Below are 12,869 nucleotides of genomic sequence, written 5' to 3'. Positions count from 1 at the left end.
GGCCAAATCCGAGACAATCCAGCACAAAGCATAGCAGTTGGACAAAAAAATGCCGGGCGGTGCCCGGCAATAATTGGTTGCTAAATAGCGGGGTGTTTTTACGCCTTAGTGCGTTTAATCCATGCGTTTACGCGCTCTTCAAGCACGTTCAGCGGCAGCGGGCCGGCCGTCAACACCAGATCGTGGTACTGGCGAATGTCGAACTTGTCGCCCAGCTCGCGCTTAGCGCGCTCGCGCAACTCCAATATTTTCAGCATGCCAATTTTGTAGGCGGTGGCCTGCGAGGGCATCACAATGTAGCGCTCGATGGCTTTAACACTGTCAGATTTGGCGTTGGGGGTGTTGGTTACCAGGTAGTCGATGGCCTCTTCACGGGTCCATTTTTTGGCGTGCAGGCCGGTGTCTACCACCAAGCGACAGGCGCGCCACAACTCCATGGCCAAGCGACCAAAGTCGGAGTAGGGATCTTGATACAGTCCCATTTCCTTGGGCACTAATTCAGAGTACAGGCCCCAGCCCTCGGTGTAGGCTGTGTAGCCGCCGTACTTGCGAAACTTTGGTACGCCAGTCAATTCCTGCGAAATGGCCAACTGCATGTGGTGGCCGGGAATACCTTCGTGGTAGGCCAGTGCTTCCATTTGATAGATGGGCATGGCTTTCATGTCGTACAGGTTGGCGTAGTACATGCCGGGGCGGGTGCCGTTCGGGGCGGGGCGCTGGTAAAACGCTTTACCCGCTGATTTCTCGCGGAAGGGTTCAACGGCTTTCACCAATAAGTCGGCTTTGGGCTTGGTGATAAACAGCTCATCCAAACGGCCCTTCATGGTGTCGATCAGCGCGGTGGCTTCGTCGAGGTAGCGTTGCTTGCCAGCTTCGGTGTTGTCGTAATAAAACTGCGGGTCATCGCGCATGAACACGAAGAATTCCTGCAAGTTGCCCTCAAAGCCTACCTTTTTCATGATCGCGCGCATTTCGTCGTGAATGCGAGCTACTTCCTCTAGGCCCAGCGTGTGAATCTCATCGGCAGTTAAATCGGTGGTGGTGGTCTTCTTGAGTGCGGCATTGTAGAAGTCGGCGCCGTCGGGGAATTTCCATGCCCCGTCGCGGGTGTCCGCTTTCTTCTCAAGTTTTTTCAGGTAGCTGACCAGTTGCGTGTAGGCGGGCTTCAAGCTCTTCTTCAGTGCTTGTTCACCGCGCTTGATGAGCTTGGCCTTAGTTTTTTCGTCTGCCTCTAGCGCCGCAACTTTTTTGCGGAAATCGGCCATCAGCGGGCTGTCTTCGCCTTTTTCGAAGGGTGCGCCCTTGAGGATATTTTCGCTATCGCTGATCACATAGGGAAAGACAAACTTGGGGGCGATGATGCCTGCCTTGGCGCGCTCGTCTAAATTGGCGACCAATTGCTTCATCATTTTTGGCACGTTGTTCAAACGGCCAATGTACGCCTCGGCATCGCTCACGCTGTCGACCCGGTGCTGGTTGATCAAAAAAGAGGGCACCATGGAGTGCATGCCAAACATCTGATTGACCGGATAGTTGTGCAAACGCCAGCGCTCGAACGCCAAGTCCTGTTGCAAATCTTCTTCCATCAGGCGATAGCTCAGGGCGTTGTCGGCGCTTAGCTTACTTTTGTCGAGCGCACGCAAGCGCTTGAGTTGATCACGTGTTAAGGCCAAACCCTCTTGTTCATGGGCCGGAGATAGGTCATCCCACTGGTCGTAGTTGGTTTTCATGCCCAGATAGGTTTGATAAATAGGGCTGCGTTCGACGCCTTCATTAAAGATGGTTTCGAACAGGGCTTCGGCCTTGGCATCTTCGTTTTGGGTGTCCGTGCCGGCATTGACGGCCATGCTCAGCAGCAGGCACCCGGTGGCACCGGCGATCAATTTGACGATGGGATTCATTGCATCCTCTTCATTTCAATGGATTGAGTTTTTGGAAAATCCAAACAGCGCGAGTATACGGTGCATGGGCCGGATGACCCAGCAAACCGGTTAAGCCGACGCCTCTATGGGACGAATTGCGCGGTGTTTTTGACGGATTTTATGGACCCGATAGTCGCCATGCCCTTCTTATTTGCGCTCACAGTCCGTAAAATAGCGGCCCGTTCTGGCGCTATAATGGCCAGAGGCTTTTCGCCACTGCGCGCAATCCGATGAATTTGGCGCCGGCGCAAAGCACAGCAAGCTCACGACCAGTGTTTGGTCCTAGGTACCGAGCACTGAAAACCCGCAAGCTAAGCAAGATATTAAGGTGGATAAACATGGCTATTGAACTGCCCGCGCTTCCCTATGCAATGGACGCACTTGCGCCCCACATCTCTAAAGAAACTCTGGAATACCACTACGGCAAGCATCACAAGACTTACGTCGATAAGCTCAACGGTATGATTCCGGGCACCGAGTTTGAAGGCAAAAGCCTTGAAGACATCGTAAAGGCCAGCTCTGGCGGCGTGTTCAACAACGCGGCTCAAATTTGGAACCACACCTTTTACTGGAATTGTCTGAGCCCCAACGGCGGTGGTGCAGCTACCGGTGCCGTAGCCGAAGCGATCAACGCAGCCTTTGGTTCGTTCGATAAGTTCAAAGAAGAGTTCACCGCTTCTGCAGTGGCCAACTTTGGTTCTTCTTGGACCTGGTTGGTGAAAAACGCCGATGGCTCTGTGGCGATCGTCAACACCAGCAATGCCGCCACGCCCTTGACCGATGCCAGCGTCACCCCGATCCTGACTGTGGATCTGTGGGAGCACGCCTACTACATCGACTACCGCAATGCCCGTCCCAACTACATGAACGCCTTCTGGTCGCTCGTGAACTGGGACTTTGTGAACAAAAACTTCGCCTAATGTTAGGGCAAGTTTGAGTTCGCGAATGCCGGGTTTAGCCCGGCATTCTTTTGTCTGGCCGTTATTCCTGTTATAAACGACCGCCATACCGCAAACTTCAGGGTGAGAACCCACGCATGAACGAACGCAAAGAACCCACGTTGGGCGCCGCCCAGCCAGAAGAAGCCACGCGCCGCCCCGCACAGCGTCCGGCGCAGCCCACGGCCGGCAAGGCCGCACCTGCACGGCCCACGCGCCCGCAGCCGAGCCCGCGCCCGGCGCCTAAGCCGAGTCAAACGCTGGCCACCTTAGCGCTATTGATCGCATTCGCTGGCGTTGCTGGCAGTGGTTATTTGGCCTGGCAGCTACAGCAATCCAAGACTGAGAGCGCCGTGATGCGCGGTCAGCTAGAGGGTCGCATTGCCGAGCTTGAGGGCAAACTCAGCATGACCGAGGGCGAGGTGATGGAATCAGCGGAGGCCTTTAAGGCCAAGCTGGTGTGGGCCGATTCCGAAATTCGGAAGTTGTGGGGTGTGTCCTACGATACCAATCGCAAGGCCATCGCGGCAAACACCGAGGCGATTGAGGCTCTGGGTAAAAAGCTCGACAGTAGCAACAGCAAGCTGCTGGCCGATGTTAAAAAGCAACTGGGCAGCGTCGATGGCAAATTGCTGGCGGCGCAGGCCACAGTAGATGAGCAGATTGATCGCATGCACCGTCAAATCGACAAGCTGGCGGGCTTAGAAAAGCAGTTGACGCAGTTGAAGAGTGATATGACTGGCCGACTGAAATCTAACGAAGAGGCGATTAAGGCCATCGACATCTATCGCCTCACGGTGAACCGCGATCTGGTGACCCTTAAAGAGCAGGTCAACGCGCTACAGGCTAAATAGCCACCGGTCTAACCGGCCTGTTCCAAGGCCGGACTGCGCTGGCCCAGTTGACACTGGGCCACGATATTCCACAAGTTCACGGCATCGTCCATATCTCGCTGGCTGGGCCCGCAAGCACCGCAGTGCTCGCAGCACACGGCGTGCGTGAGCAAGTGGTGAACAAAATGCAATTGTTCGCTGTGGCAATAGGGGCAAGGTGACAAAGACGCTGCCATGGTGCACTCCAGAGTGTTGTTTTATTGGTTTGGGTAAAGCGATGGGGGGAGTTGTGCCCTGTCGTGCGCGGCCGACGTGGGCGGTTGGCTGAGCCAACGGAGTGTGCGAAGTGCCGAAGTTGCGTTATCGCAGCCGGCGCCGAGCTTGCCATAGGGGCTCCATCTCATGGGTCGCTACTGGGAGTCTAGCGCTATATTATGTGATTGCAACCGCTAGGTGACCCAAAATATGCCAATTCTAGTGCTTTGCAGCGAATTGAACGCCCTATTTTGTGGTGTCGCTTTTGCGCTGCCGTTTTTTCGAAACCACAGCTTGGTGTAGAATTCGCCCCCTTACCCCAGCCCACGACGAGAGCAGACTCATGACCGTGATTCGCCAGGATGACCTGATCGACAGCGTTGCCGACGCATTGCAATTTATCTCCTACTACCACCCCAAGGATTTCATCCAAGCCGTCCATCAGGCCTATGAGCGCGAGCAGAGCAAAGCCGCCAAAGACGCCATGGCGCAAATCCTGATCAATTCGCGCATGTGCGCCACGGGCCATCGCCCCATCTGCCAAGACACCGGCATCGTCTCCGTGTTCTTGAAGATCGGTATGAATGTGCAATGGCAGGGCGACCTGTCGCTGGAAGAGATGGTCAATGAGGGCGTGCGTCGCGCCTACAAGCACCCCGATAACGTGTTGCGTGCATCGGTCTTGGCCGACCCTGACGGCGCGCGCAAAAACACCGGCGACAACACGCCCGCCATGATCACCTACAAAGTCGTGCCGGGCGACAAAGTGGAGGTGCACGTGGTGGCGAAGGGCGGCGGCAGCGAGGCGAAAACGAAATTTGCCATGTTGAACCCGTCGGATTCCGTGGTCGATTGGGTCTTGTCTGTGGTGCCGCAAATGGGCGCGGGTTGGTGCCCGCCGGGCATTTTGGGTATCGGCATTGGCGGCACCGCCGACAAGGCCATGGCGCTGGCGAAAGAGTCGTTGTTAGACCCCATCGATATTCACGATTTGCAGGCCCGAGGCGCGAGCAATCGCAGTGAAGAGCTGCGCTTGGAATTGTTCGACAAGGTCAACAAATTGGGTATTGGCGCACAGGGCTTGGGCGGTTTGACCACGGTGTTGGATATCAAAGTAAAAGACATGCCCACCCACGCGGCCAATAAACCCGTCGCCATTATTCCCAACTGCGCGGCGACGCGCCTGGCCAAATTCGTGTTGGACGGCTCCGGCCCCGTGCACCAAACGCCGCCGTCGCTGGATGACTACCCAGAAATATCCTGGGAAGTGGGCGACAGCGTGCGCCGCGTCAATCTAGACACAGTCACTAAAGAGGATGTACAGGACTGGCAGCCCGGTGAAACGGTATTGCTGTCGGGCAAGATGCTCACCGGTCGCGATGCGGCGCACAAGAAAATGGTGGACCTCATTGCCAAGGGTGAACCATTGCCCGTGGATATGCAGGGTCGCTTTATCTACTACGTGGGGCCCGTGGATCCCGTCGGTGACGAAGTGGTTGGCCCTGCCGGCCCGACCACCGCTACCCGCATGGATAAATTCACTCGCACCATGCTCGAAAAAACCGGTCTGCTGGGCATGATTGGTAAAGCCGAGCGCGGTCCCGCGGCCATTGAAGCGATTCGCGACAATAAAGCGGTGTATTTAATGGCTGTGGGTGGCTCTGCCTACTTGGTGTCGAAAGCAATTAAGTCTTCCAAAGTACTGGGTTTCCCAGAACTGGGCATGGAGGCGATTTACGAGTTTGACGTTAAAGACATGCCAGTCACTGTAGCTGTCGACAGCAAAGGTGAGTCGGTACACCAAACGGGCCCGAAAATTTGGCAGGCAAAAATTGAAGAGGGTGTCATCGACGTTAAATAGTTAACGTGAATTCATCCGACGTTTTAAGGCCGCGCTGCGGCCTTTTTTATTGCCGGTGGCAAACAATTTTTCCTGCACAAGGTTGAGCCAGTGCCCGACTCCAATTGTGCAAGCCTGAGTGAGCGCTCCCGTTGCTAAGTTGATCCTTAAACAACACTGTCTCAGCCGGCGGTCGACGCTATGTTTCGCTTTATCTCAAGCCCGAGACGGAGGGAGATCCCTTTGAGTCGGACGGCATGGGATGCGATGTCCAATAGCGCTAGGCTTTCCACTCGCGGTACAAATGCCGCCAAAGATTACAGACGACGAAAAAGGAAAGCATTATGGGGAGTGTCACACGGTTAGTTGCGCTAAGTATGTTGGTTAGCTTGCTCAGTGCCTGTGTCATCAATGTCGGCAAAGACGGCGACTATTACGGTGATTGGGATAAGCGCGAGCAAAAAAATAGAAAAGTCATATCGTCACTGGTATTGGATCAATCAGAACAGCAGATTCGAGATCAGTTGGGCGACCCAGATTTCAGTGAAGGCTTTAAGCGTGATGGCGCCCAGTACCGCGTACTATTTTATCGGACCCAACGCCAAGCAGAGGACGGTAAAACCACAAAGGATGAGTGCACACCGCTAATTTTTCGCGCAGGTGAGCTGGTGGGCTGGGGTGAAAAAGCCTATAACGGGCAAGACTTCGATTAATTTCGTGAGCAAGCGTTATTTTGTGTAGGCCATAAAAAAAACCCGCAATGATTGCGGGTTTTTTTATTTTTGCGACAGGCTAAAGCTTTTGAATGCCCATATTGTATAAAGTGAACCCAAAAATATCGGCGTATAGATCGATGGTCTTAGACACAGGGGTGCCGGCCCCGTGGCCCGCATTGGTTTCAATTCTAATCAGCGTCGGCGCCGTTCCAGATTGTTTGGCCTGTAAATGCGCCGCAAATTTAAACGAGTGTGCGGGTACCACGCGGTCATCGTGATCGCCAGTAGTGACCATGGTGGCGGGGTAGCTGACGCCTTCGCGCACATTGTGAACGGGTGAGTAGCCTTTGAGGTAGGCGAACATCTCGGGGCTTTGTTCCGCGGTGCCATAGTCGTAGGCCCAGCCGGCGCCTGCGGTGAAGGTATGGTAGCGCAGCATATCCAAAACGCCCACGGCGGGCAGCGCAACCTGCACGAGATCGGGACGCTGGGTCATGACCGCGCCGACTAACAAGCCGCCATTGGAACCACCGCGAATAGCGAGAAACTGTTTGCTGGTGTATTTTTTCTCAATTAAATATTCAGCGGCGGCAATGAAATCATCAAATACATTTTGCTTTTGCAGTTGTGTGCCGGCCTTGTGCCACGCCTTGCCATACTCACCACCGCCGCGCAAATTAGGCACCGCTAGAATGCCGCCTTGTTCCATCCATACGGTGTTGGTAATGCTAAAGCTTGGCGTCAAGCTGACATTGAATCCGCCGTACCCGTAGAGCATGGTGGGATTGTTGCCATCCAGTGCCAGACCTTTTTTGTGGGTAATGATCATGGGCACTTGGGTGCCGTCTTTTGACGTATAAAAAACCTGTTCAGACACATAGTCGGCGCTGTTAATTTTTGCGCCCGACGTGCGATAGATGTCTGATGTGCCTTGGCTCGCATCTAAGCTAAAGATGGTGGGTGGAGTGATGTAATTCGTGAAGCTGTAATACAGCTGCGTCTCGTGTTTTTTGCCACTTAGCCCACTCACGCTGCCAAGTCCTGGCAGTTCAATTTCCCTAAGTCGCTCGCCGCTATAGGAGTATTGATACACCTTGGAGACGGCATCGACCATGTACTCGGTAAAAATTGAGCCGCCGCCGGTAGAGGCGGTGAGCACGTTTTCGGTTTCAGCAATCAGGGGCTGCCAATGCTCGACGCCCGGATTGCTGGCATCGACGGTCACAATTTTCTTGTTGGGCGCATCGTGGTTGGTTACCAAAATTAATTGGCTGCCGACATTATCGAGCACCTCGGTATCGGTGCTAGTGCTTTCAATAATAGTGACCAGCGGGCTGTTGGGCTTGCGCAGATCTTTAAGGTACAAGTCGTTGCCGGAGGTGGATACCGATGCAGATATCAACAGATAGCTGTCATCTTCGGTCACATAGCCGCCCACATAGCGGTGCTTTTCTTGCTCCGTGCCACCAAAGACCAGCGTGTCTTTCGACTGAGCTTGACCTAACTTGTGGTAGTACAGTTTATGTTGATCGGTTTTAGCAGAGAGTTCACTGCCCTTGGGCTTGTCGTAGCTGGAGTAGTAAAAACCTTCATTGCCGAACCAAGAAATGCCCGAAAATTTGACGTCGTTGAGCGGGGCTTCTAGCTGCTCTTTAGTTTCCGCGTCGATAATAATAATTTTACGCCAGTCGCTGCCACCTTCAGAAATGGCGTAGGCGGCAATTGAGCCGTCTTTAGAGAAGCTGAGGCTCGCCAGCGACGTAGTGCCGTCTTTGCTAAAAGTATTTGGGTCTAGAAATACTTCTGCCTCGCCACCGTCTTTTTGCCGATAGACCACATACTGGTTTTGCAGGCCGTCATTTTTGTAAAAGTAGGTGTAGTTGCCCTCGGTAAAGGGTGAGCCCACTTTTTCGTAGTTCCACAGTTCCGTGAGGCGTTGTTTGAGGTGATCGCGATAGGGAATTTGGTCTAGATAGCCAAAGGTCACGGCGTTTTGCGCGCCTACCCAGGCTTCGGTTTCTGCGCTGCGGTCGTCTTCGAGCCAGCGGTAAGGGTCGGCGACTTGTTGATCAAAGTAGGTGTCGACGACATTGCCCTTGGGCGTGTCGGGGTAGCTTATTTCTGCCATGGTGGGGGTTGTCTTGTTACTGGCTTGCGGGGCGGTTGAGTCGCCTGAATCGCTGGAGCAAGCGGTGAATGCGAAGGCCATGGCAATAACTGCCACCGGCGCAAATGATGACCGATAATTCATAGCGCGAAGTTCTCTCGATTATTTATTCTATGAGAGCGAGGCGCTCTCGAAGCCCCAGAGTCTAACAACATCGATGGCTGAGCGCTAACGCCAGCAAAGACTGATAGGCGCGCTTGCATCACCCCTAATATTGCTGAAGAATCCACAGGCAAAAGCCACAGCCACACGGCGTTGGCGTGATATTTAACCAATTATTGAGACGTAAATTATGGGCGCCCAGTGGAAAGCTAAGCACCGTGCCGCGGCGGCAGATGCCAAGGGTAAATTATTCACCCGATTGACCAAGGAAATCATGATTGCCGCGCGCAATGGTGCCGATCCCGATATGAACCCGCGCCTGCGGCTCGCCATTGATGCGGCTAAAAAACAGTCAATGCCGCGCGATACCCTAGAGCGGGCCGTCAAAAAGGGGTCTGGCCAGCTCGACGGTGCGGTGACCTATGAAAAAGTGGTGTACGAAGGCTTTGCGCCCCATCAGGTGCCCGTAATTGTCGAGTGCATGACCGACAACGTGAACCGCACCATCTCCAATATTCGCGTGTTATTCCGCAAGGGCCAGCTGGGCTCCTCCGGTTCCGTGAGTTGGGACTTTGACCACGTCGGGCTCATCGAGGCTGTTGCCTCGGGAGCCGACAGCGATATCGAATTGGCGGCCATCGAAGCCGGCGCGCAGGACTTTGAGCAGGGTGACGATGGTGAGGCGCTGTTCATTACCGATATGACCGATTTAGACGCGGTGTCTAAAGCGCTGCCCGAATTTGGCTTCGCAGTAGAATCTGCAAAAATTGGCTATCGTCCTAAAAACCCCATGCGCTTAGAGGGTGATGCGTTGGCTGAAGTGGAGGCATTTTTGGCGGCCATCGATGACGACGATGATGTGCATGAGTTGTATGTTGGGTTGGCGTGATCGGATGGGCGCCTAGCATGGCAAGGTGGCCTGCCATTTTGTGGTTTCACCTTGCCGAAAATATATTTCCCCACGTTTATAGAAGGCGAGCAGCATGATGTATTTTCGCGATAACGGTTATGCAGGGCGCAGATTCCTTGGGTTCACACTCGTGGCCATGCTGTGTGCAGTTGGGGCGGTGGCCGGTGAGGCGGGTTGGTCAACATCAGCGGCAGTACACAAGGTGGAATCTACAGCTCAAGCTCGCTATCTAGTGCGAATTAATGTCGACGAAGCTCACGCCTGTAAAAGTAAAAATACCTACTACCAAGATTACACGGCCAATGGGGCGCGATTTATGTATGAGGCACTGTTGATGGCTATGGCCAGTGACTTACCGGTGCAGGTGTACACCACGGGGCGCTGTGAATTGAACGGTTACGCGGAAATTGGCGCCGTGCGCGTGGTGCGTTAGTGTGTTCGAATAATAGGTGCAAGCTCAAAGGTGACCTTTGGACAGGCATCGGTATCGAGGATTTTTAGCATGACTAAATACGGTGTGTTAAGCGTTGCGCCGGGGTTGCAGGTGTTGGTGCAGGTGTTGTTGCTGGTGTTGTTGCTGGTGTTGTTGCTGGGGAGTGCGCAGTCATTGGCAGAAAATTTATTGGCGCGCGAGCCCGCAACGAATAAACCTGTGGAGGTGGTGACTCTGGCGTCAGACGCCAACGCCAGCCAGTTCTTAATTTTTATTCGCGAGCAAGTTAAACCGCACAAGCACATGACCCACAGTGAGACTATTTACGTGTTGTCGGGAACCGGGGTGATGCAATTGGGCGAACGCCAGTTTGACATCGGTGCGGGTGATTTTGTGCAGGTGCCCATGGCGGTCACGCACGCTGTGCGCGTCACATCACAACAGCCACTGAAAGTCCTGTCGGTACAGGCGCCCGAATTTAGTGGCGCTGATCGCGTGTGGGTCACTGATTAAGTAAAACGAAGCGGCGCTAACTGTTATTAGCGCCGCCTCTTGTTTGTGAGCCCATTAGCTAGAGGTGACGGGCTGCGTAATTTTTAACACGCGGTATTGTTCCGGAATTTGCTCCACGCCGGTAATAGGGTCGATCAAATCTTTTAACAAGCCGTCGGATACGCCGTAAATCCAGCCGTGCACAGATAACTTCTGGCCGCGCGCCCAGGCGTTCTGAACAACGTTGGTGCGGCTCACTTGTTGTACCTGTTGCATCACATTGAGTTCACACAGGCGATCCACGCGTGCCTTCTGGTCTGGCAGTGCATCAATTTGCTCGCGATTGGCGTAGTAGATATCGCGAATGTTGCGAATCCACAAATCGATAACGCCCAGCTGTTGATTTTGCAGGGCGGCGGCCACACCACCACAGCCGTAGTGTCCCACCACCATTATGTGATCCACTTTCAACACATCCACGGCGTATTGAATTACCGACAAGCAGTTGAGATCGGTGTGCAGTACCACGTTGGCCACGTTGCGGTGCACAAACAGCTCGCCAGGCATCAGGCCGACAATATCGTTGGCGGGCACGCGGCTATCGGAGCAACCGATCCACAAAAAATCGGGATCTTGTTGCTTGGAAAGTTTGGCAAAGAATTCTGGGTCTTCCGCTTTAATCGCTTCGGCCCAGCTTTGATTGTTTTCGAATAAATTAGCTAATTTGGTCATTTTATGGTCGGTTCGGCGAAATTTGGCGAAGTATATATCAACTCAATTACGCTATCATAGCCCTCGAGTGAGACGCGTTTTCACAATCCGTGTGCAATAAGGACTCTGCAAATGAATAGCTTGTACTGGCATGATTATGAGACGTGGGGTGCCAACCCCGCGCAGGACAGGCCGGCCCAATTTGCCGGTATTCGCACGGATGAAGCGCTGAATATTATTGGCGAGCCGCTGATGATTTATGCCAAGCCCACTGAAGACCTATTGCCACATCCAGAGGCCTGTCTCATTACGGGCATAACGCCGCAGCGCGCGCAGGCAGAAGGTGTGAGCGAGCCCGAATTTATCGCTCGAATTCACCAAGAGTTTATCCAGCCCGGCACCTGTGGTGTGGGCTACAACAGTTTGCGCTTCGATGATGAAGTGACGCGCTACACCTTGTTTCGCAATTTCTTCGACCCCTATGAGCGGGAGTGGAAAAACGGCAATTCCCGTTGGGACATTATTGATGTGGTGCGTATGACCTTCGCGCTGCGCCCCGAGGGCATACAATGGCCAACACACCCGGATGGCGCGCCCAGTTTTAAACTGGAGGATTTAGCCGCGGCGAATGGCTTGCAACACGAAAGTGCGCACGATGCCTTATCCGATGTTTACGCCACCATTGCCTTGGCTAAGCGCATTCGCGAGTGCCAGCCACGCCTATACGACTACGCCTACAGTTTGCGCTTAAAGCAGACGGTACAGGCGCAATTTGATTGGATTCATAAAAAACCACTGCTGCACACATCTTCGCGATTTCCCGCAGCCCAAGGGTGCACGGCGCTGATCATGCCGCTCGCCCCTCACCCCGTGAATAAAAATGCTGTCATCGTTTACAACTTGGCGGTAGATCCTGCACCACTGCTGGAATTGAGTGCCGAGGATATCGCCGCCCGCGTTTTCGTGAGCGAGGCCGATTTGCCCGACGGCGCTGCGCGCATCCCCCTTAAATTAGTGCATGCCAATAAAAGCCCCATGTTGGCGCCGCTGAGCATGTTGACTGAACCGGTGGCCGCGCGACTCAACATAGATCGCGCTCTGTGTGAAAAGCATTGGCAGCTGCTCAAAGATGCCGACTTGAATGCTAAATTGCGCGAGGTTTTTGCCCAGCGCGAGTTTCCGCCAACCAGTGACCCAGAGCAGCAGCTTTACAATGGCTTTATTCCCAATGAAGACCGCGCGCTCATGGCCCGCGTGCGGGAATCTGCGCCCGAGCAGTTGGTCAATATTCAATTTAAAGATGCGCGCTTAAATAGCATCTTGCAGCGCTACCGAGCGCGGCACTTTCCCAACACGCTCACCGAAGAGGAGGCGCTTTGGTGGCAGGAGTATTGCTATGAACGCATTACCAATCCCGAGGCGGGAGCATCAATTGTGTTGGACGATTTTATTGAGGCGCTTGCGTTGCTGCGCGAACGCCCAGAGGCCTGCGAGCGAGATCAGCATATTTTAGATGCGCTCGAGGCCTACGGGGCTGAGTTGGTCTAGTC

Annotated in this window: 12 protein-coding genes; 8 read left to right on the top strand and 4 right to left on the bottom strand. The window is 54.0% G+C overall.

The annotated features are described in order from the left end of the window. Nucleotides 1–98: 98 nt before the first annotated feature. Nucleotides 99–1,901, bottom strand: a complete 1,803-nt coding sequence (locus FHS30_RS12695) for a DUF885 domain-containing protein (protein ID WP_183910847.1) — start codon at nucleotides 1,899–1,901, stop codon at nucleotides 99–101. 359 nt (nucleotides 1,902–2,260) lie between these two features. Between FHS30_RS12695 and FHS30_RS12690 the strand changes: the two genes are divergently transcribed. Both FHS30_RS12690 and FHS30_RS12685 read left to right on the top strand, forming a co-directional pair. Continuing rightward, on the top strand, nucleotides 2,261–2,842 hold the full coding sequence (locus tag FHS30_RS12690; protein ID WP_183910846.1) for a Fe-Mn family superoxide dismutase: 582 nt from the start codon (nucleotides 2,261–2,263) through the stop codon (nucleotides 2,840–2,842). Between the two features lie 116 nt (nucleotides 2,843–2,958). After that, entirely contained in the window at nucleotides 2,959–3,714 is a 756-nt protein-coding gene (locus FHS30_RS12685) for a hypothetical protein (protein ID WP_183910845.1), read from the top strand. Between the two features lie 8 nt (nucleotides 3,715–3,722). Here FHS30_RS12685 and FHS30_RS12680 read toward each other — a convergent pair whose 3' ends face one another. Then, complete coding sequence (locus FHS30_RS12680) at nucleotides 3,723–3,929, bottom strand: Lar family restriction alleviation protein (protein ID WP_183910844.1); 207 nt, start codon at nucleotides 3,927–3,929, stop codon at nucleotides 3,723–3,725. A gap of 362 nt (nucleotides 3,930–4,291) precedes the next feature. Between FHS30_RS12680 and FHS30_RS12675 the strand changes: the two genes are divergently transcribed. Then, nucleotides 4,292–5,809 carry a fumarate hydratase gene (locus FHS30_RS12675; RefSeq protein ID WP_183910843.1) on the top strand — a complete coding sequence of 506 codons (1,518 nt, stop codon included), beginning with the start codon at nucleotides 4,292–4,294 and terminating at the stop codon, nucleotides 5,807–5,809. A gap of 323 nt (nucleotides 5,810–6,132) precedes the next feature. Next, entirely contained in the window at nucleotides 6,133–6,501 is a 369-nt protein-coding gene (locus FHS30_RS12670) for a DUF3192 domain-containing protein (protein ID WP_183910842.1), read from the top strand. Between the two features lie 79 nt (nucleotides 6,502–6,580). On the opposite strand, the gene FHS30_RS12665 is transcribed toward FHS30_RS12670, so the two are convergent. Then, complete coding sequence (locus tag FHS30_RS12665) at nucleotides 6,581–8,755, bottom strand: prolyl oligopeptidase family serine peptidase (RefSeq protein WP_246341301.1); 2,175 nt, start codon at nucleotides 8,753–8,755, stop codon at nucleotides 6,581–6,583. Between the two features lie 208 nt (nucleotides 8,756–8,963). Between FHS30_RS12665 and FHS30_RS12660 the strand changes: the two genes are divergently transcribed. The 3 genes from FHS30_RS12660 to FHS30_RS12650 all read left to right on the top strand — a co-directional run bounded on the left by FHS30_RS12660 (nucleotide 8,964) and on the right by FHS30_RS12650 (nucleotide 10,629). Continuing rightward, nucleotides 8,964–9,662 (top strand): YebC/PmpR family DNA-binding transcriptional regulator, encoded by a 699-nt coding sequence (locus FHS30_RS12660; RefSeq protein WP_183910841.1) that lies wholly within the window; start codon nucleotides 8,964–8,966, stop codon nucleotides 9,660–9,662. 94 nt (nucleotides 9,663–9,756) lie between these two features. Beyond that, the gene (locus FHS30_RS12655; RefSeq protein WP_183910840.1) at nucleotides 9,757–10,116 is read left to right on the top strand and encodes a hypothetical protein; all 360 of its coding nucleotides are present in this window, start codon (nucleotides 9,757–9,759) and stop codon (nucleotides 10,114–10,116) included. 69 nt (nucleotides 10,117–10,185) lie between these two features. Next, nucleotides 10,186–10,629 carry a cupin domain-containing protein gene (locus FHS30_RS12650; protein ID WP_246341300.1) on the top strand — a complete coding sequence of 148 codons (444 nt, stop codon included), beginning with the start codon at nucleotides 10,186–10,188 and terminating at the stop codon, nucleotides 10,627–10,629. Between the two features lie 54 nt (nucleotides 10,630–10,683). On the opposite strand, the gene can is transcribed toward FHS30_RS12650, so the two are convergent. Continuing rightward, complete coding sequence (gene can / locus FHS30_RS12645; protein ID WP_183910839.1) at nucleotides 10,684–11,340, bottom strand: carbonate dehydratase; 657 nt, start codon at nucleotides 11,338–11,340, stop codon at nucleotides 10,684–10,686. A 111-nt stretch (nucleotides 11,341–11,451) separates the two neighbouring features. Here can and sbcB point away from each other — a divergent pair, with 111 nt between their 5' ends. Then, on the top strand, nucleotides 11,452–12,867 hold the full coding sequence (gene sbcB / locus FHS30_RS12640) for an exodeoxyribonuclease I (RefSeq protein ID WP_183910838.1): 1,416 nt from the start codon (nucleotides 11,452–11,454) through the stop codon (nucleotides 12,865–12,867). Nucleotides 12,868–12,869 lie beyond the last annotated feature (2 nt).

Origin of the sequence: Simiduia aestuariiviva, assembly GCF_014192475.1 — a bacterium.
In the GTDB taxonomy this organism is placed as follows: domain Bacteria; phylum Pseudomonadota; class Gammaproteobacteria; order Pseudomonadales; family Cellvibrionaceae; genus Simiduia; species Simiduia aestuariiviva.
The sequence above is the reverse complement of the archived record's forward strand: the minus strand, read 5'-3'. Positions and strand labels throughout refer to the sequence as shown.

Bases quoted from the DNA above. Each gene is read 5' to 3' on its own strand.
- FHS30_RS12660 (WP_183910841.1), top strand. From the start codon at position 8,964: ATGGGCGCCCAGTGGAAAGCTAAGCACCGTGCCGCGGCGGCAGATGCC.
- FHS30_RS12665 (WP_246341301.1), bottom strand. From the start codon at position 8,755: ATGAATTATCGGTCATCATTTGCGCCGGTGGCAGTTATTGCCATGGCC.
- sbcB (WP_183910838.1), top strand. From the start codon at position 11,452: ATGAATAGCTTGTACTGGCATGATTATGAGACGTGGGGTGCCAACCCC.
- FHS30_RS12690 (WP_183910846.1), top strand. From the start codon at position 2,261: ATGGCTATTGAACTGCCCGCGCTTCCCTATGCAATGGACGCACTTGCG.
- FHS30_RS12695 (WP_183910847.1), bottom strand. From the start codon at position 1,901: ATGAATCCCATCGTCAAATTGATCGCCGGTGCCACCGGGTGCCTGCTG.
- FHS30_RS12650 (WP_246341300.1), top strand. From the start codon at position 10,186: ATGACTAAATACGGTGTGTTAAGCGTTGCGCCGGGGTTGCAGGTGTTG.
- FHS30_RS12675 (WP_183910843.1), top strand. From the start codon at position 4,292: ATGACCGTGATTCGCCAGGATGACCTGATCGACAGCGTTGCCGACGCA.
- FHS30_RS12680 (WP_183910844.1), bottom strand. From the start codon at position 3,929: ATGGCAGCGTCTTTGTCACCTTGCCCCTATTGCCACAGCGAACAATTG.
- FHS30_RS12670 (WP_183910842.1), top strand. From the start codon at position 6,133: ATGGGGAGTGTCACACGGTTAGTTGCGCTAAGTATGTTGGTTAGCTTG.
- FHS30_RS12655 (WP_183910840.1), top strand. From the start codon at position 9,757: ATGATGTATTTTCGCGATAACGGTTATGCAGGGCGCAGATTCCTTGGG.
- FHS30_RS12685 (WP_183910845.1), top strand. From the start codon at position 2,959: ATGAACGAACGCAAAGAACCCACGTTGGGCGCCGCCCAGCCAGAAGAA.
- can (WP_183910839.1), bottom strand. From the start codon at position 11,340: ATGACCAAATTAGCTAATTTATTCGAAAACAATCAAAGCTGGGCCGAA.